This is a genomic window from Pseudomonas sp. KH_024_B2 (genome assembly GCF_057839965.1).
Window position 1 is genome coordinate 3,838,863 of record NZ_CM174502.1, and the last position, 16,511, is coordinate 3,855,373.

At 56.3% G+C, this 16,511-nt stretch carries 21 protein-coding genes; 16 read left to right on the plus strand and 5 right to left on the minus strand.

Annotated elements, in window-relative coordinates:
• The first annotated feature begins 62 nt into the window (after positions 1–62).
• From AC3I0A_RS17780 to AC3I0A_RS17810, 7 genes are all read left to right on the plus strand, one after another.
• Positions 63–2,186 carry a TonB-dependent receptor gene (locus AC3I0A_RS17780; protein WP_489373498.1) on the plus strand — a complete coding sequence of 708 codons (2,124 nt, stop codon included), beginning with the start codon at positions 63–65 and terminating at the stop codon, positions 2,184–2,186.
• Between the two features lie 247 nt (positions 2,187–2,433).
• On the plus strand, positions 2,434–2,703 hold the full coding sequence (locus AC3I0A_RS17785; RefSeq protein WP_489373500.1) for a PepSY domain-containing protein: 270 nt from the start codon (positions 2,434–2,436) through the stop codon (positions 2,701–2,703).
• A 2-nt stretch (positions 2,704–2,705) separates the two neighbouring features.
• Positions 2,706–3,233: a cytochrome b/b6 domain-containing protein gene (locus AC3I0A_RS17790; RefSeq protein ID WP_489373502.1), complete on the plus strand. Its 528-nt coding sequence runs from the start codon at positions 2,706–2,708 to the stop codon at positions 3,231–3,233.
• Between the two features lie 369 nt (positions 3,234–3,602).
• Positions 3,603–3,902 carry a hypothetical protein gene (locus tag AC3I0A_RS17795; RefSeq protein ID WP_489373504.1) on the plus strand — a complete coding sequence of 100 codons (300 nt, stop codon included), beginning with the start codon at positions 3,603–3,605 and terminating at the stop codon, positions 3,900–3,902.
• Between the two features lie 126 nt (positions 3,903–4,028).
• Entirely contained in the window at positions 4,029–4,709 is a 681-nt protein-coding gene (locus AC3I0A_RS17800; protein WP_489373505.1) for an SOS response-associated peptidase family protein, read from the plus strand.
• Positions 4,710–4,824: 115 nt separating this feature from the next.
• Entirely contained in the window at positions 4,825–5,088 is a 264-nt protein-coding gene (locus AC3I0A_RS17805; RefSeq protein WP_489373506.1) for a hypothetical protein, read from the plus strand.
• Positions 5,089–5,275: 187 nt separating this feature from the next.
• Positions 5,276–5,557, plus strand: a complete 282-nt coding sequence (locus AC3I0A_RS17810; RefSeq protein ID WP_489373507.1) for a DUF6555 family protein — start codon at positions 5,276–5,278, stop codon at positions 5,555–5,557.
• 447 nt (positions 5,558–6,004) lie between these two features.
• Here the strand turns inward: AC3I0A_RS17810 and AC3I0A_RS17815 are convergent, their stop codons facing one another.
• Positions 6,005–6,496 carry a GNAT family N-acetyltransferase gene (locus AC3I0A_RS17815; protein ID WP_489373509.1) on the minus strand — a complete coding sequence of 164 codons (492 nt, stop codon included), beginning with the start codon at positions 6,494–6,496 and terminating at the stop codon, positions 6,005–6,007.
• Between the two features lie 589 nt (positions 6,497–7,085).
• Between AC3I0A_RS17815 and antA the strand changes: the two genes are divergently transcribed.
• From antA to AC3I0A_RS17845, 6 genes are all read left to right on the plus strand, one after another.
• Complete coding sequence (gene antA / locus AC3I0A_RS17820) at positions 7,086–8,471, plus strand: anthranilate 1,2-dioxygenase large subunit (RefSeq protein WP_489373511.1); 1,386 nt, start codon at positions 7,086–7,088, stop codon at positions 8,469–8,471.
• A 1-nt stretch (position 8,472) separates the two neighbouring features.
• Complete coding sequence (gene antB / locus AC3I0A_RS17825) at positions 8,473–8,961, plus strand: anthranilate 1,2-dioxygenase small subunit (protein ID WP_489373512.1); 489 nt, start codon at positions 8,473–8,475, stop codon at positions 8,959–8,961.
• 18 nt (positions 8,962–8,979) lie between these two features.
• Entirely contained in the window at positions 8,980–10,014 is a 1,035-nt protein-coding gene (antC, locus tag AC3I0A_RS17830; protein ID WP_489373514.1) for an anthranilate 1,2-dioxygenase electron transfer component AntC, read from the plus strand.
• Between the two features lie 202 nt (positions 10,015–10,216).
• The gene (locus AC3I0A_RS17835) at positions 10,217–10,564 is read left to right on the plus strand and encodes a bacteriocin (RefSeq protein ID WP_489373516.1); all 348 of its coding nucleotides are present in this window, start codon (positions 10,217–10,219) and stop codon (positions 10,562–10,564) included.
• A gap of 367 nt (positions 10,565–10,931) precedes the next feature.
• Positions 10,932–11,126, plus strand: a complete 195-nt coding sequence (locus AC3I0A_RS17840; RefSeq protein ID WP_489373517.1) for a hypothetical protein — start codon at positions 10,932–10,934, stop codon at positions 11,124–11,126.
• A 240-nt stretch (positions 11,127–11,366) separates the two neighbouring features.
• Positions 11,367–11,573, plus strand: a complete 207-nt coding sequence (locus AC3I0A_RS17845) for a hypothetical protein (protein ID WP_489373518.1) — start codon at positions 11,367–11,369, stop codon at positions 11,571–11,573.
• Between the two features lie 89 nt (positions 11,574–11,662).
• Here AC3I0A_RS17845 and AC3I0A_RS17850 read toward each other — a convergent pair whose 3' ends face one another.
• Positions 11,663–11,848, minus strand: a complete 186-nt coding sequence (locus AC3I0A_RS17850; protein WP_489373519.1) for a hypothetical protein — start codon at positions 11,846–11,848, stop codon at positions 11,663–11,665.
• A gap of 261 nt (positions 11,849–12,109) precedes the next feature.
• Between AC3I0A_RS17850 and AC3I0A_RS17855 the strand changes: the two genes are divergently transcribed.
• The 3 genes from AC3I0A_RS17855 to AC3I0A_RS17865 all read left to right on the plus strand — a co-directional run bounded on the left by AC3I0A_RS17855 (position 12,110) and on the right by AC3I0A_RS17865 (position 12,885).
• Positions 12,110–12,337: a hypothetical protein gene (locus tag AC3I0A_RS17855; protein ID WP_489373521.1), complete on the plus strand. Its 228-nt coding sequence runs from the start codon at positions 12,110–12,112 to the stop codon at positions 12,335–12,337.
• A gap of 99 nt (positions 12,338–12,436) precedes the next feature.
• Positions 12,437–12,568 carry a YHYH domain-containing protein gene (locus AC3I0A_RS17860; protein ID WP_489373522.1) on the plus strand — a complete coding sequence of 44 codons (132 nt, stop codon included), beginning with the start codon at positions 12,437–12,439 and terminating at the stop codon, positions 12,566–12,568.
• 149 nt (positions 12,569–12,717) lie between these two features.
• Positions 12,718–12,885 carry a hypothetical protein gene (locus tag AC3I0A_RS17865; RefSeq protein ID WP_489373524.1) on the plus strand — a complete coding sequence of 56 codons (168 nt, stop codon included), beginning with the start codon at positions 12,718–12,720 and terminating at the stop codon, positions 12,883–12,885.
• Between the two features lie 210 nt (positions 12,886–13,095).
• Here the strand turns inward: AC3I0A_RS17865 and AC3I0A_RS17870 are convergent, their stop codons facing one another.
• The 3 genes from AC3I0A_RS17870 to AC3I0A_RS17880 form a co-directional block, all read right to left on the minus strand.
• On the minus strand, positions 13,096–13,575 hold the full coding sequence (locus AC3I0A_RS17870) for a DUF2059 domain-containing protein (RefSeq protein WP_489373525.1): 480 nt from the start codon (positions 13,573–13,575) through the stop codon (positions 13,096–13,098).
• 89 nt (positions 13,576–13,664) lie between these two features.
• Entirely contained in the window at positions 13,665–14,831 is a 1,167-nt protein-coding gene (locus tag AC3I0A_RS17875) for a hypothetical protein (RefSeq protein ID WP_489373526.1), read from the minus strand.
• 12 nt (positions 14,832–14,843) lie between these two features.
• Entirely contained in the window at positions 14,844–16,487 is a 1,644-nt protein-coding gene (locus AC3I0A_RS17880) for a fatty acid--CoA ligase (RefSeq protein WP_489373527.1), read from the minus strand.
• Positions 16,488–16,511: the final 24 nt, after the last annotated feature.

Here is a 16,511-nt window from a genome sequence, read left to right on the forward strand (position 1 = left end):
TGCATTTACTTACAAAAGATAATCGTTATCATTGGCGCGATAAATTGATACAAAAGGAGCCAATGGTGTTTTCATCTCGTATTTACCCAGCCTCTCTCTCGCTGCTGGGGGTTTTTGTAGTCCCCGATTTACAAGCGCAAACCAACGCTGATTTGACCCTACCCGCAACCGCTGTGACCAGTGAATACAGCGAGCAGAGCTATATGCCGACCGACAGCAGGAGCGCGCTGAAGATCGATGCTCCGCTGCGGGATATCCCTCAGACAGTGAATGTGATTCCCCAGAGCGTGATCAAGGATCAGGGGGCACAGTCGATGGAAGACGTGCTGAAAAATGTGCCCGGTATCGGCCTGTCCAATGGCGATGGTCAGCGTGATCAGGTCACCATCCGTGGCTTCAGCGCTATCGGCGATATGTACGTCGACGGCATTCGCGATGACGCGTTGTACTTCCGTGATCTGTCCAACGTTGAGCGAGTGGAAGTGGTCAAGGGGCCGGCTGCCGTGCTTTATGGCCGTGGCTCTTCCGGCGGCCTGATCAACAGCATCAGCAAGAAGCCCAACTTCACGCCCAAGCAAGAAGTCGGTGTCAATGTCGACAGCGAGGGCAAAAAGCGCACTCAGTTCGATGCGGGTTGGGCCGATCAGCAGCAGGGCGATAAAGCTTTTCGTGTCACGGGTGCACTGGAGAACAGCGACACCTTCCGCGACGATGGCTATATCGATCGCAAGGCCATCGCGCCTTCGGCCTGGTTCAAGCTCTCCGATGATCTGGAGCTGAACCTGGGCGCTGCCTACCTGTATGACAAACGCTTGATCGACTTCGGCATCCCTGCGCGAGACGGCCGTCCGGTCGATGTCGACCGCGACAAACGCTTCGGTGCCGCCGATCCGGACGACGACTACACGCGCAGTGAGGTGTTCTCGTTCACGGCCGGCGTCGACTACCGGATCAACGACAACTTCAGCCTGAGCAATACCAGTCGCTACTACCACTACGATCTGGATCGCAACAACACGCTGGCTGACTCCAGCCCCACGCGCTTTGTCACCGCCGCCAACGGCGAACTGCTGGTGAAGCTCAATCGCGGCAATGTACAGCGCAAGGAAGACGGCTGGTTCAACCAGACCGAGTTGAAACAACGTGCCGTGCTCGCCGGGATGAATCACAACCTGCTCTATGGTGTGGAGCTGGGGCGTCAGGTGAAGGACCAGTCGGTGTTCAGCCAAACCAACGTGGCGCGGGTGCCCGTGTACCGCGATGGCCTGGTCGATGTGCCGTTCCAGGCCAACCGGCAAACCACCAAGGGCACCACCACCCAGGACACCGCCGGGTTCTACGTACAGGATCTGATTGAACTGGCACCGCAGTGGAAAGCACTGCTGGGCGTACGTTATGACGTGTTCGACCAGCAGTATTCGGATGATCTGACCGGCAACGAGATGTCCCGCACCGATAGCACCTGGAGCCCGCGTGTCGGCCTGGTCTATCAGCCGGACCAGATTCAGTCCTACTACGTTTCGGTGAGCCGTTCCTACCAGCCCTCCTCCGAAGTCTTCGCCCTGAGCACGACGAACCAGGGCCTTGAACCGGAGCAGACCACCAACTTCGAGATCGGCGGCAAGTGGGACCTGCTCGACAATCGTCTGGCGTTGACGGCGGCACTGTTCCGTCTGGAACGCACCAATATGAAAACCACCGATCCGGCGAACCCGACGAAACTGGTGCTTGCGGGCGAACAGCGTACCGATGGTCTCGAGCTGACCGCCAGCGGGAAATTAAGCGATAAATGGCAGGTTTATGCTGGCTACGCTTATCTCGATGCCGAAATCATCAAGTCCAACAGCCGTACCAACGGCGTCGCCCACGAAGGTCAGGTGCCCACCTTGACTCCGCGTCACAGTGCCAACCTCTGGTTGGTGCGCTCGTTGACCGAAACCTGGCGCGTGGGCATGGGGGCGAACTATGTCGATGACCGTTACACCGCCCTGGACAACCAGGTGGTCATGCCCGCTTACACCACCGTGGACGCGGCATTGCTCTATAACCTGCCGAAATGGGATATGGCGCTACGTTTGCGTAACGTCTTCGACAAAGACTATTACGCCTCGGCCCATGGCTCGGTGGACCTGATCACCCCTGGAGCGCCACGGACTCTGGAACTGAGTACCAGCTATCGGTTCTGAGTGCAGACTACTGTAGGAGCAGCCGGTCGACGCTCGATTGGTCCGGGCGGCGTTCCGACGATGGTTGTTAACGATAACGCGTGTTTACTGGCTAAACGCGGCGCTCTTGAGTCCATCGCGAGCAAGCTCGCTCCTACAGGCTCAAGTCGTCAGTGACAGCGATCAAAAGCTCAACTAATCTTCAGCGCCGGGAGTGAGTGAGAATCTCTCGCGTTATCAGATAAATACACTATTTCGAGGAAATCCTATGCGCAAACTTCTGTTGATCTCCCTTCTGGCCGCCAGTCCACTGGCTTTCGCCGGCCCGCAATGCACCACGACCGACAAGGCTCAATGGCAGGATCAGGCCAAGTTCCAGCAAGACCTCAAGGCACAGGGTTACGACATCAAGAAATTCAAGGTCACCAGCGGCAATTGCTACGAGATCTACGGCTGGGACAAAGACAAGCGCAAAGTCGAAATCTACTTTGATCCGGTCACTGGCAAGGTCGTGAAGCAAGAGATCGAAAAGGCCTGATCATGAAGGCTGAAACCCTGCGCCTCTGGGACCCGCTCGTACGCTTTTGCCACTGGTCCCTGGTAGTCGCCTTCGTCGGTGATTATTTTCTCACTGAAGAAGGTGACGGCTGGCATCGCTGGCTGGGCTATTACGCGGTCGCTGTGATACTGGTACGCGCGGTGTGGGGTTTCATCGGTTCACCGGCAGCGCGGTGGTCGGACTTCTGGCCGACGCCGACACGTCTCGTGCGCCATACCAGAGCTTTGCTTTGCGGTGAGGAGTATCACCGCATGGGGCATTCGCCACTCGGTGCTCTGGTGATGGTCCTCATGCTGGTGTTGCTGGTCGGCATCGGTATTAGCGGTTTCCTGATGGAGGAAGTCGACTATTTCTGGGGCGAAGACTTGCCCCGCGATATTCATGCGTTCATGGCCAACGCACTGTTCGCTCTGGTCTGTGTGCACATCGTCGCTGCGGTGGTGGAAAGCCTGCGTTTGCGCGAAAACCTGCCTCTATCGATGATCACTGGCCTGCGTCGCAAACGCTAGCGCCTGACGGCTGCTCAAGAAAGAAATCGCGACCTGACACAACTGTAATATCCACCTAAGGTTTCTGACAGGGGACAAGTCTTAGGGTGATGTTGAGCCCGGAGCTCAACCCCACGCATCCTCTCTTGATGTGGATTCAACGGGGTAACCAAAACTCATCCGAGGATACCCAAATGAATTCCCTGAAAATCCTGTTTGTCGTTGCTGCGTTGAAGGGGAAGACACTAACGAGGCTCGATTTATAGCGGGTATCCGGATGTGGTTCTGAGTCGATCAGTGGCTGAAGAGATCCAGCGCAAGCGATAAGCCCCTACTAAAATAGGTTTGGTACTACCCAGCGCCAGAAGCCCTCATTGACAGGGGAATGGAATGTCCAGAACAACACCACAAAAAAGCCAGTCCCTGGTTTTTCCATTGATTCTGGCTATCAGTTTTTCGTCTATTGCAGGTTGTGCAAACAAACATACCGAGACCCGTGCTTCAACTCCAATCGAGGGCTCCAACTGCTACGCAAAAGCAATGCCCACTGCTGGAGAGGGAAGCCTGGCGTGGGGTGCCGATTTGCAGATGACACGCACAGCTTCAATCAATAATTGCAGGCGCTATGCAGGCCGATCAGGTGGAACGCCGAATACCTGTAAGGTAGTGGAGGCGCGCTGCAAAAATTAATCCTCCGTCCTGGTGGTTTCGCTGCTGATGGCAGGATTCGCAGACAAACGCTCGCTGCCGCCACTCACTCCTCCCCTGTCGGCACGCACCTGAGCTAATCTGAATGCGTAACGGGAGGATTTGGTCATGTGCGGAAGGCTTTCTCAATACCGGGGCATTCACGATTTTGTGGCCGCGCTGAGCATGCCCAACGCGCTGGTCAATACTGTGGGTGATCAGCCGATCGAGCATTACAATGTCGCGCCTACAGACCAGGTTGCGCTACTCCATCAAGAGGGCGAAGTGCTGCACGCCGATCTGGTCCGCTGGGGCTGGCGCCCGCACTGGGCAACCGACAAGCCGCCATCGATCAACACCAGGGTCGAGAAGGTGATGCACGGCCCTTACTTCCACGCGATCTGGCCACACCGCGCCATCACGCCGATCGACAACTGGTTCGAGTGGGTTTATGAGGGTGGTCCGAAGAAACAACCCTACCTGATCCGGCGCAAGGACCGCGCGCCCATCCTGTGTGCGGCCATCGGCCAATACCCTGCCGGCGGCCGAGATCCGAGGGAGGACGATGGCTTCGTGATCATCACCGCGGACAGCGCCGGCGGCATGGTCGATATTCACGACCGGCGGCCAGTTGTCCTGGCGCCGGAACTGGCTCGAGAGTGGCTTGACCATGCGACCCTCAAGGAACGCGCCGAGCAGATAGTGCGACTGCTGGGTGAACCGTCCGAAACCTTCGAATGGTTCAAGGTTGATGCAGCGATTGGCAATGTGCGAAATCAGGGAAAAAACCTTATCCGGCCAATGAAGTAACTGCACTGGCCTGTCCCTGACCGCCAACACTAAATATTCAATGATAATTGCCGATGTTGCAGGTACTACCTCATAGTAGGAGCTCATCCCGATTTACAGCTACAAGGCAGAGCTGATGAACGATATTTACCTCCTGATCGAGCATGGTCAGGACCAGGGCGAAGTGTACGTACTGGGCTGGTTCGACAATGAGAAAACAGCAAAAGAGGTAGCGCAGGAAAAGGAGTGGGAGGCATACCGCTCAGCGCTAAAGAGTCAGCATTCATGGTCAAATCACCCACCGCTTTCACCAGACCAGACAGAATATCGACGCTTCTGGGTTAAAGCGATTTCCAGACTTGAGCGTGCTCCTGTCCCTGGATCTTCAGCAGTTCACTGATATTGCTCGCGATGGACTCAAGGGCGACGCATTTATTCAGAAAACACGCGTTATCGTTAACGTCCTATCGTCGGAACGCCGCCCGGACCAATCGAGCGTCGACCGGCTGCTCCTACATCATTCAGACCGAAGGTAAGAGCGAAATATTCACACCTGATCTACGGTTAATGGATGATAGCCAATAGCCATGGAGCCGTTCGTGAAGCCCGCGCATTTTATTATCTGCTATAGCTTCAACGGGTATCGAGTCGTGTTCGCTCATCCCTCGAAAACCATGACGGAGGCAGACGCTTGTTACCTCTCCTTCCTTCACTCCGGGTGCAAATTAACCACAAGTCCGCCCTGCGGCGGTACAGTCCGGGCGATGCGAGACTTTGTGCAATCAAGCGGCATCACTGAGGTCAAGTGGCATCGTCCTTTGTTGACTCCACTTCATACGAAAAAGCCCCGGCAGATACCGAGGCCTTGAAACTGGTTTGCGGTCTCTCCCGCCGTCCGCTGAGGACCTTCCTGAAGCCCACTTGAATGCGGCGGTGGCGTCCCCGGCCCCGTTAATCCCTATACCAATTCGACTAGTGGTACTTGAGCGAGAACCCCCGTCTTCCTACGATATTGTTACGCAGCGGCTTAAGTGTCCTGGCAGCTGCGTGGGTGGCGAGTGACCTGAACCCCAATCAAGCTCGCCATTCGCTTCACGCGCATCTTGAGCCTCAATGGCTCTACTTCCTCCCCATCAAAGAGCTTTGAGGCTCTTTTTTTGCCTGGAAAAACCCTGTAGGAGCAGCCGGTCGACGCTCGATTGGTCCGGGCGGCGTTCCGACGATGGACGTTAACGATAACGCGTGTCTTCTGAATAAACGCGTCGCCCTTGAGTCCATCGCGAGCAAGCTCGCTCCCACAGGGGAGCGGCGATCGGTCATTGGATGGTTTTCGCCATCTCGGTGGTAGCCGCCCAGCCCAATCCTTCATAGACCGGTTTGCCTACCGTCGTCGCATGCAGCACCGCGAAACTCAGCCCGCGTTGGACAAATTCGGCTTCGGCCAACTTCATCAGGGCACAAGCCAGCCCCCGACGCCGATAGGCGGGTTCGACGTACACATTCAGCACATAGCCGCGCTGATCCAGGGTTGGATGGGACGGATGGGGCGGCCAGTCGATGTTCATCAAGCCTATAGCCGCCACTGGCTGCTCGCCCTCCATCAGCGCGAAACCGTAATAACGCCCATCGAGTAAACGCTCGCGCAACCAGGGCCGGAAGTGCTCGGTCATCAGCCGCAGTGCCGATGGCTCTCCCCCCGTTTCGAGGAACATCGTCTCGCGGTGCGAGCAGATGAGTTCGAGGTCATTCGCAATGACCCGACGTGCCGTCAACCCTGAAAAATCAATACCGCCGGGAATCTCATTCATCGCCTGCTCCTAGGTAAGGCAGACGATGCTAGATGGGATCAAATGACGATGTCAGACACAGAGTGAAATGAAAATTTGCATACAGTGATTACAGCGCGTTTCAGCCACTGCAGGTACGAAAAAGCCCGCACAAGGCGGGCTTTGAAATTCAAGTAGGTGGCCGGTGCTGGTATCCGGCTTACAAGGTTTATCAGGCCTCTCACAGAAGAGTTTTGTGCTCTTCTGCTTCACACGGCATAAGGGCTGGATCTCAGCGCGGAGATCTTTCTAACCGTGTACCCTTAGGAAAACGCGCCCCACGTCTCCTTGCTATCCTCTTGCGCATCAGTCTGCGTCTTCGCCTACACCCTCAGAATAGCAAAAAATCCGCAGCGCTGGCCGGGCTTTTTAGAACGATTTTATCCAAGGGGAAGCACGGCAAGATGGAAGAATACTATCGCCAGCCGAACATTCTGGAGACGTAATAGTTCTCAGCAAAAGCGAACCCCTCCCCAAGAAACGGACAGATATCGCCTCGAATCCGGATAGATGCACTGCACAGAAAAGCTTTCAATCAGGTTGAGCCTAAAACTACAAAAGGGTGCACCTGATGAGCAGCACTAGAAGCATTACGCAGTGGCAAGAATACATCCAGGGCTGCCTGGATTTCCGTCCGGCTGAAGGCGTTTACCGCATCGCCCGTGACATGTTCACCGAGCCGGAACTGTTCGACCTGGAGATGGAACTGATCTTCGAGAAGAACTGGATCTACGCCTGCCACGAGAGTGAAATCGCCAACCCCAATGACTTCCTGACGATGCGTGCCGGTCGTCAGCCGATGATCATCACCCGCGATGGCAACCATCAGCTCCACGCGCTGATCAACGCTTGCCAGCACCGGGGCGCGACCCTGACTCGCGTCAGCAAAGGGAACCAGTCCACCTTCACCTGTCCGTTCCACGCCTGGTGTTACAAAAGTGACGGCCGCCTGGTCAAGGTCAAGGCCCCGGGGGAATACCCGGAAGGCTTCGACAAGGCCACCCGCGGCCTGAAGAAAGCCCGGATCGAAAGCTACAAGGGCTTCGTCTTCATTAGTCTGGATGTCAACGGCAGCGACTCGCTGGAAGACTACCTTGGCGATGCCAAAGTGTTCTTCGACATGATGGTCGCCCAGTCACCTACCGGCGAGCTGGAAATACTGCCCGGCAAATCGACCTACAGCTACGAAGGCAACTGGAAGCTGCAACACGAAAATGGTCTGGACGGTTATCACGTCAGCACCGTGCACTACAACTATGTCTCCACGGTGCAGCATCGCCAGCAAGTCAACGCTGCCAATGGCGGCGGCTCCAGCACACTGGACTACAGCAAACTGGGCGCCGGTGATGCAGAAACCGACGACGGCTGGTTCTCGTTCAACAACGGTCACAGCCTGCTGTTCAGCGACATGCCCAACCCCACAGTGCGCGCCGGTTATGCCACGGTCATGCCGCGTCTGGTGGAAGAGTACGGCCAGCAACAAGCCGAGTGGATGATGCACCGTCTGCGTAATCTCAACATCTACCCGAGCCTGTTCTTCATGGATCAGATCAGCTCGCAGCTGCGTATCGTGCGGCCGGTGGCCTGGAACAAGACAGAAGTCATCAGCCAGTGCATCGGCGTCAAGGGTGAGTCCGACGCGGACCGGGAAAACCGGATTCGCCAGTTCGAGGACTTCTTCAACGTTTCAGGCATGGGCACCCCCGACGACCTGGTGGAGTTTCGTGAAGCCCAGCGCGGATTCCAGGCACGCCTTGAGCGCTGGAACGAAGTATCGCGCGGCAGTGAAAAATGGGTCGAAGGCCCCACTCCCAACAGTGAGGTTCTGGGCATCAAACCGGTACTGACCGGCACCGAGTTCACCCATGAGGGGCTCTACATCAATCAGCACGGATCCTGGCAGCGCTTCCTTCTGCAAGGTCTGGAACAAAAAGCCCTGAAGTTGAAGGAGGTGTGAAATGAGCGCACTACAACAGTCCGTCGAACAGTTCCTCTACCGCAAAGCCGAGCTGTGTGATCAGCAGGATTGGGACGCCTACATCGCTCTCTTCGATGAGCAGAGTGAATTTCACCTGCCACAATGGGAGTCGGAGCATGTGTACACCACCGACCCCAAGCGCGGCATGTCGCTGATTTACTACTCGAACCGCTCAGGCCTTGAAGACCGGGTATTTCGCCTGCGCACCGGTAAATCGGCGGCTTCAACCCCGATGCCGCGCACCTTGCATCAAATCAGCAATGTGCGGATCAAGGAGCTCGATAACGGCTTGCTTGAAGTCAAGGCAGCCTGGGTCACGCTCTACACCCGACAAGGGTTGTCCGAGCAGTTCTACGGCCATGTGACCTACCACCTTAAAGCGGTCGCAGACAGCTGGAAGATCACTCGCAAGCACATCGTGCTGCTCAACGACACCATCAACTCAGTGCTTGATTTCTATCACCTGTGAGCTGCGGAGCACGCTGTCATGAACCATAAAGTCGCTTTCAGCTTCGCCGACGGCAAGACCTCGTTCTTCGAGGTCAAGCCCAACGAGTTGCTGCTCGACGCCGCGCTGCGCAATGGCGTGAACATCCCGCTGGACTGTCGCGAAGGTGTCTGCGGCACTTGCCAGGGACGCTGCGAATCAGGCCAATACACTCAAGATTACGTCGATGACGAGGCCCTCTCCGAGCACGATCTGGCGCAACGCAAGATGCTCTCTTGCCAGACCCGCGTGCAATCGGATGCCTCGTTCTATTTCGACTTCGATTCGAGCTTGTGCAACGCTGGGGCAACCCGGTTATTGCAAGCAGTGATTACCCGTGTAGAGCAGGTTTCAGGCACTACCGCGATCCTTCATCTGGACGCTTGCTCCCACCAGCAGCAATTGGACTTTCTTCCGGGACAATACGCTCGACTGCATGTACCTGGAACCAGTGAGTGGCGCTCCTACTCTTTCGCCAACCGACCCAATCCCACTAACCAGCTGCAGTTTCTGATCCGGTTGTTGCCTGATGGGGTGATGAGCAATTTTATTCGAGAGCATTGCCGCCCCGGTGAAATGCTCGAGTTCGAGGCCCCATTGGGGAGCTTTTATCTACGTCAGGTGACCAAGCCTCTGGTCCTGGTGGCAGGCGGTACCGGCCTTTCGGCCTTCCTCGGGATGCTGGATAACATCGCGCAAACGGGTGGCTGCGGGCATCCGATCCAGCTGTTCTACGGCGTCACGCAGGACAATGACCTGTGCGAGACCCAACGCCTGGCTGATTATCGCGATCGTATCGCGGGCTTCGACTACCACCTTGTGGTGTCGAAACCCTCCGCAGACTGGAAAGGCAAAACCGGGTGGATTCCTGATCACTTCGACCGCCAGTCGTTCGAAGCCAATCCATTCGACATTTACCTGTGCGGTCCTCCGCCGATGGTCGACGCGATTAAAACCTGGTTCAGCGATCAGAAGATCGAGCAGTTCCAGATGTATTACGAAAAATTCATCGAGAGCAATTCCAGGCACCAGTGACGCATGGGGAATATCTGGATAGGTTCCAGATATTCCCCAGAGTTTGGAAAAGCAATCGACAACTTCGAGCGCCATCCTGTTCAGCCTCTTCATCCGTGCGTCGGAACTCAGCGAGAAACAGCTTCGCCGACCACCAAGGAGATTTACTTAGCCACAAGCAGGCAGCGACAATACGCGCCCAATTTTTCTCGAGGTTCGCAACATGCGTAAAGCACTTTCCGTCTTGGCCCTGAGCGCCCTGTTTGCCCAAGGCGCTATGGCTGCAGGCGGCACCCAGGCGGCGGTCGGCGGTGGTTTAGGCGGCGCCCTGGGTAACGTTCTTGGCCAGAAGCTTGGCGGCAGCACAGGCGCAGCCCTCGGCGCGGGCCTGGGCGGCGCGGCAGGCAGTGCCGTTGCAGCCAAAAAAGGCCACAAAACCAAGGCAGCCATTGGTGGCGGCCTGGGTGCGGCAGGTGGCTCAATCATTGGCAACAAACTCGGCGGTAGCACCGGCGGCGCCATTGGCGCAGGGCTTGGTGGTGCTGCTGGCGGCGCTATCGGCGGTAAGTGAAACGGATTCTATCGCTAACGAAAAACCCGGTTCAGTGGTCAATGCCTGTCAGTTAAGGATTTTGAGATGAACATCGCACCCTGTGGCGAGGGAGCTTGCTCCCGCTGGGGTGCGCAGCGGCCCTAAAACCTGCGATCGCATTTTGTCTGGCACACCGAATCCACTGGCTTTACAACCGCTTCGCGGCCGAGCGGGAGCAAGCTCCCTCGCCACAGGTTCGGCGTTCGGCGTATCTCCTTTTAACTGACTGGCATTAGGCTCAGTGGTCGGGTTTTCTTCGGTTTTGCTAATAGCATGCCTGATGAGAATCAAGCGCGAACTGTTCGGGCGTAAAATAGCTGTGCCACCTCATCAAAAGGAGCCGCATATGAACGCCGACCAAATGAACAAACGCTCGGCCGGGGAAAGAGTCGTTTGGGATCAGTATTTTTGTGCTGCATTGATTGCGGAAAGCAATCTAACGGCACCGGTTGTAGGAGAGGCCACTCACGAAGACAGACAGAACCTGTTAGTCCAAAGGGCCAAAGCTCTCGCCGACAAGATGATGGAAAACCGAAACTAACCAGAGCCCAGCCATCGCGCTGGGCTCTTCACATCTGGAGCCACCAGGCCGGCCCACTCCACCGCGCGCGACCATTCGTCGTATCGGAAACCTGGCGCGGAACAAGCGCCTATGGCTGGCTTAGGGATTGCAAAGGACGCCCCTAGCGGCCCCAGAACGACGTAATTCTGACGCGGCCGCACTCAAACTAAACGCTTAAGGACTCCAGCGCTACGCTTGGTCAGTCACCGGAGATGTAACGTGTCAACTCTCAATGAAATCGCAGCGAACCACGCGAGAATGGCTAAGGCAAAGGCAGAAGAGTCGACCGGGCTGAGTGAGCGACACCTTCAAATAGTGGGAAGCTTCGAAATCCCATCCATTGTTGAGCAACAGCACATTCCACTGCATCTCATCGCTGGAGTACAGGACAACCACCTCGGACAAGCAACTGGCTATTTGCTCTGACTGTGCGCTCCGGGCGTCGACCTGGTCGGCGCCAATTGGGGCCCGCCTTGCAAGCCAATGATCTTGGCGCGGGCTCATCACTATAGCGGCTAAGACTCATCAGCGAGTCGGAATTGCATTTCTACCGGTGCGCCAGGCGCCTGTATTTCATTGACCTGCACATGCCGAGCACCGCACTCGGTGCATTCAAAAACCTGACTGTCGATGCCCTTGTCGTAATGCATGGCGACCTCGGTGTCTTTGCCGCATTTCTGACAAACGAATTTCACAGTCATGGCTGTTACTCCCGCTTCAGATGAGTGCTCATCCTGAGCCTCTGCACTAACCCCTTCAAGCACCGCCGCAACTAGTTGCGGCGGACCATTCGTCGACTCATCCAGCACTTCCCCATGCCCACAGAAAACCGCAAAGGCGTGATGTCAGCTATAACAGAGAAACAAGTACAGGCAATATCCAGGCAGATCATCGCTGATATCAAGGCAGCCAAGGCCGAATAGAAAGCGATCTGGCGCGGCGGGAATTTTCAGGAGATCACCATGCCACTCAACAAACCCAATCAAGAGCTGCGCCGCGACTTGAAAGCCGCCGCGTTCGCCATCGAAGAGGCCGCCCTGGAAATGTTCAGGATTGCAAAACAACGCGGGGATGCAGAGCTTCTGGAGTCAATGGATACGATCGAAAAGCTGCATGAGCAAGCTGATCGGCTGACTGCTTACGCCGAAGAGGTGAAGGCGGGAAGGATTGTGCGGGCGAAAGCCGAATAACTCGCAATCCTTGGGGCACATGTTCTGGTGGGTGATGTACTCGCGCTGATCGATCCGATCGACAAAACACAGAAAATAACAACCACAGGAAGTGAACTAATGAAAATCATCGCCCCCGTACTGGCAGTGGTTCTCGCCGCTACCTCAGTATCTGCGATCGCTCACGGTGGCCGCACCGACAAGCAGGGCTGTCACAACGACAAAAAAGCAGGGACACGACACTGCCACTAATGGCGTGAGTTATCTGGCGCGGCGGGGATTTGGAGGCTGGCGAGTCCACGAAAAACAGATCCGGGCTCTGGCGAACTCAGGTCGATTGCCAACGCTGCCTTAGGTCAGAGCCGTCCAATAGACACAAAGCCCAAGCAGAGGAGATATTTATGGATGACAAGGTCCCTTGGGGCGTTGTCTGGTCAGCGGATAAGTACAAGCTAGGCGACGACCTGATAGAGATTTCCAGCGAATTTTTAGGCTCTGAGCCACATGTCTCGGCAATTGTGAGCTTCTCCTATAGGAATATAGATGAGTGCAGAAAGAAGAAAGGGTAACGACACAGAGTATCCAGGCCCGCCCATCGCCGGACTTCTTGGTATTTGCACCTTTTCACGCTTTCTTCACAACCTGAGGTGCAGGCTACATCCAGCCAAATGATTTGGCCCCATCGGCAGAGAGCCCGCTACGTGCGGGCTTTTTGTTGCGTGCGATTCCGGGCGGCGCCAATGTAACCGTCCGAGCTACACCACCTTGCATCTCAGACCTCAGCCGCGGGCGTCTTCGTTCATGTCGGTGAGTTCCGCCAGGATATCTTCTTCCGCGCTGCTGAATGCTTCCCCGATTTCGGCCATCAGGTCGTTCTGAACCTTCAAGCTCTTCTGCGCAAGCTCCCGACCATCCTTGCTGCCCATGATCAACGTCATGGCGTTCGCAGGATCCTTGGTGGCTTTGATAATGATGTCGAGTTCATCCGCATCGAAATGGGATGCATAGGCCTCAACAATCACTTCCTTCAAGTCATCTTGGGAGACGTACTCCCTGATGACCGTCTTGATCTTTGCGTTGGGAACATTACGGAATTTCGGGGTGTAGCTTGCAGCTGCCATGTCGACAACCCGCTGGTATTGAGCGTCCATGTCCATAGCGTCGGCGAGCTCTTCAGCCTTGTCGGTGCTGCTGGAACCGCAGCCGGCAAGCAGCGTTGCCAACAGAGCCATCAGCGCCCATTGGGTAATCTTGATCATGAAAGGTCCTGTCAGGTGACTTGCCGGGATATCTGGAGTTGACCGTGGAGCCCGGCGAGCCGAGCTCCTGGTCTTAGGGAACGAGGCGATCAGTTCGTCTCGAGTGTGTAGCTTTTGCTGACAAACAGGCCGGCGAATAGCGACTTGTCTTCCTTGAACGTGTAGCTCTCTTCGAACTTGCCATCGGTGGCGAGCTTCTGGGCAATCGCACACTCCGAATCATTGTGGTCTTTACCCTTGGCACCGAAATCGTTCTGGAACGTCGAAAGGCCAGCTTCTGCACAGTAGCCCGCAAAATCCTGTTGCTTGGTCGCCGTCTTGTACTCGTCGAACCCGTCCTTCAGCTGACCGAATCCTTTGTAGACCAGCGAGTAGTTGGCCACCTTGGCTTTGCGCGCAAAGTTGCTGGTGGCGTCGGCGAGGACGGATTGCCCCATGGAAGTGTTGTAAGCACCCATGATGAAACCGCTGTAGGCACCTTTGAGCTGTTCCTGGACGTCGTCCAGCGGAGGAATTGAAGCGAACTCAGCCTCCCGCGAGATGCGGCCTACTTCACTGCCGTCATTGCGGTGAACCACGACAAAAGTCATGGATCCTTCGCCATCGTCAGACCGCTTGATGGTGAAGTCGAGGTCAACCTTCACCCCGATATCGCCAGTTGCGCCACTCAGGAACGCCCCGGCGAACGGTAGACGGGAAACGATGTTGCTGCCCCACGAATAGGTGGAGTTCACTACACGGCCGTTCTGATCGACTTCGGCCCGCGGCTGAATCTCATCGCTGACTTCAGACACCAGAACCACATCAGCGCCTTTGTGCGAGATGTAGGGATTGCTCATGTCCAGACCCAGCAATTGGACATGGATCTCGCCGTCTTTGCTGTCACCCGATCGGCTGAGCTTCAGGGCGTCGGCCTTGAGGTAAACCCCGCCAGCACGGCCACCACCGGTCGTGGAAGTGAGCAAGTACCGGGACCAGGCTGCCAGGCCGGTTTCTGTAGTCGACCCGCTCGTCCCTCCCAGCAATGCCAGCATGCCCTTCAGGAAGGTTTCGGCGCCGTTCGTTTGTGCTGCAACCAAGCGAATTTCCGGCGATTCCACAGTGAGGTTGCCAGAGAAGAAGGAATACGACACCTCCCCCTCAGTCAGGACGTCATCAAGGAACAATTGCTCCTTCAGTTCCTCGTAGTAGCTCAGCGTTTCCTTCTTCCCAGCGCCCGACAGCATTGAAGCCGTAATGCCAAATTGACGTAGCATCCGCCGCGCCTTTCAGCTCAATTCGCTTTCCCGGATGAGCTTCTTGTTAATCTTCCCGACGCTGGTTTTAGGGATCTCGGCGACGAACTTGAACTGCTTGGGGATCGCCCATTTATTGATACGGCCACGCTCGACAAAGCCTTGCAGGTGCGCCTCCAGCATCTTGCGGTCGAGATACTGCCCAGGCTCGCACACCACCAGCGCCATCGGCCGTTCGCCCCATTGCTCATCGGCGATGCCCACGACCGCGACCGACTGGACCGCTACGTGCTCGCTGATCAGGCTCTCCAGTTCCAGGGAGCTGATCCACTCCCCGCCCGTCTTGATGACATCCTTGATTCGATCCTTGATTTCCACCCCTCCCAAGGCGTCGATAGAGGCCATATCGCCGGTGTGCATCCAACCGTTGTGCCACAACTCGGCGCCCTTTTCGGGCTCTTTCAAATAACCTTGAGTCAGCCAAGGCGCGCGCACCACGATCTCGCCCAGGGACTCACCGTCATGAGGAACGTCATTGCCACTGGCATCGATGATTTTCAGATCGACCATCGGCACGGGCATCCCGGTCTTGATGCGAATGGCCAACTGGGTTTGCGTGGATAATTTCAGCTCCTCATCACGCAGGTACGTCGTGCACAGCAACGGACAGGTTTCCGACATGCCATAACCGCTGTGCACCTGAATACCTTTGGCACTCGCTTCGCTGGCAATGCCTAAGGTCAGCGCGCTGCCGCCCAGAAGCATTTTCCAGCCATCAAAACGGGTCTGTGCCGCTTCCTCGCAACTCAGGATCATTTGCAGAATGGTCGGCACGCAGTGGGAGAAAGTGACCTTCTCCTCACGATACAGCCTGACCAGGCTGTTGGGTTCGTAGCGGCCGGGGTACACCTGCTTGAGCCCCATCAGGGTGGCGACATAAGGCACACCCCAGGCATGCACGTGAAACATCGGGGTGATGGGCATGTACACATCATCGGAACGCAGCAACGGCAGGCCTTGATAGACGCCCAAAGTGCCCACGGCATTCAAGGTGTGCAGGACCAGTTGGCGGTGGGTGAAATACACGCCTTTAGGGTCGCCAGTGGTGCCCGTGGTGTAGAAAATGGTCGCCACCGAGTTTTCATCGAAATCGGGAAAGTCGTACTGGTCTGCGGCCCTGGACAACAAGTTTTCATATTCCCCCAGCACCGGTAACGACGTGTCGGTTGCTGTGTCGTCCGTGAGCTGCAGGTAACCTTTGACGGTTTCAAGCCGCCCGTGAATCTGTTCAACCAGAGGCAGGAAATCATCATGCACCAGCACCAGATCGTCCTCGGCGTGGTTCATGGTGAAGAGCACCTGATCCGGCGAAAGACGGATGTTCACGGTATGCAGTACCGCACCGATCATCGGTACCGCGAAGAAGCATTCCAGGTAGCGATGGCTGTCCCAGTCGAGCAGGGCCACGGTATCCCCGGCCTTGACGCCGGCAGCGGTCAAGGCGTTGGCCAGCCTGCGGATCCGCTGGTTGAGGGTCTGGTAGCTGTAGCGCAGTTTGTCGGCGTAGACGATTTCCCGGCCCGGTTCGTAGCGCACGCCGGACAGCAATAATTGCTTGATCAGCAAGGGATAGGCATAGGCGCCATCGGCGGGCGGAATTATTTTTGTCGCCATCATGGTTGGGGTTCCTTGTCCTTTCGA

What these genes read in the sequence shown, in the direction of transcription:
- AC3I0A_RS17780 (WP_489373498.1), top strand. Translation starts at nt 63, where the DNA reads ATGGTGTTTTCATCTCGTATTTACCCAGCCTCTCTCTCGCTGCTGGGG.
- AC3I0A_RS17785 (WP_489373500.1), top strand. Translation starts at nt 2,434, where the DNA reads ATGCGCAAACTTCTGTTGATCTCCCTTCTGGCCGCCAGTCCACTGGCT.
- AC3I0A_RS17790 (WP_489373502.1), top strand. Translation starts at nt 2,706, where the DNA reads ATGAAGGCTGAAACCCTGCGCCTCTGGGACCCGCTCGTACGCTTTTGC.
- AC3I0A_RS17795 (WP_489373504.1), top strand. Translation starts at nt 3,603, where the DNA reads ATGTCCAGAACAACACCACAAAAAAGCCAGTCCCTGGTTTTTCCATTG.
- AC3I0A_RS17800 (WP_489373505.1), top strand. Translation starts at nt 4,029, where the DNA reads ATGTGCGGAAGGCTTTCTCAATACCGGGGCATTCACGATTTTGTGGCC.
- AC3I0A_RS17805 (WP_489373506.1), top strand. Translation starts at nt 4,825, where the DNA reads ATGAACGATATTTACCTCCTGATCGAGCATGGTCAGGACCAGGGCGAA.
- AC3I0A_RS17810 (WP_489373507.1), top strand. Translation starts at nt 5,276, where the DNA reads ATGGAGCCGTTCGTGAAGCCCGCGCATTTTATTATCTGCTATAGCTTC.
- AC3I0A_RS17815 (WP_489373509.1), bottom strand. Translation starts at nt 6,496, where the DNA reads ATGAATGAGATTCCCGGCGGTATTGATTTTTCAGGGTTGACGGCACGT.
- antA (WP_489373511.1), top strand. Translation starts at nt 7,086, where the DNA reads ATGAGCAGCACTAGAAGCATTACGCAGTGGCAAGAATACATCCAGGGC.
- antB (WP_489373512.1), top strand. Translation starts at nt 8,473, where the DNA reads ATGAGCGCACTACAACAGTCCGTCGAACAGTTCCTCTACCGCAAAGCC.
- antC (WP_489373514.1), top strand. Translation starts at nt 8,980, where the DNA reads ATGAACCATAAAGTCGCTTTCAGCTTCGCCGACGGCAAGACCTCGTTC.
- AC3I0A_RS17835 (WP_489373516.1), top strand. Translation starts at nt 10,217, where the DNA reads ATGCGTAAAGCACTTTCCGTCTTGGCCCTGAGCGCCCTGTTTGCCCAA.
- AC3I0A_RS17840 (WP_489373517.1), top strand. Translation starts at nt 10,932, where the DNA reads ATGAACGCCGACCAAATGAACAAACGCTCGGCCGGGGAAAGAGTCGTT.
- AC3I0A_RS17850 (WP_489373519.1), bottom strand. Translation starts at nt 11,848, where the DNA reads ATGACTGTGAAATTCGTTTGTCAGAAATGCGGCAAAGACACCGAGGTC.
- AC3I0A_RS17855 (WP_489373521.1), top strand. Translation starts at nt 12,110, where the DNA reads ATGCCACTCAACAAACCCAATCAAGAGCTGCGCCGCGACTTGAAAGCC.
- AC3I0A_RS17860 (WP_489373522.1), top strand. Translation starts at nt 12,437, where the DNA reads ATGAAAATCATCGCCCCCGTACTGGCAGTGGTTCTCGCCGCTACCTCA.
- AC3I0A_RS17865 (WP_489373524.1), top strand. Translation starts at nt 12,718, where the DNA reads ATGGATGACAAGGTCCCTTGGGGCGTTGTCTGGTCAGCGGATAAGTAC.
- AC3I0A_RS17870 (WP_489373525.1), bottom strand. Translation starts at nt 13,575, where the DNA reads ATGATCAAGATTACCCAATGGGCGCTGATGGCTCTGTTGGCAACGCTG.
- AC3I0A_RS17875 (WP_489373526.1), bottom strand. Translation starts at nt 14,831, where the DNA reads ATGCTACGTCAATTTGGCATTACGGCTTCAATGCTGTCGGGCGCTGGG.
- AC3I0A_RS17880 (WP_489373527.1), bottom strand. Translation starts at nt 16,487, where the DNA reads ATGATGGCGACAAAAATAATTCCGCCCGCCGATGGCGCCTATGCCTAT.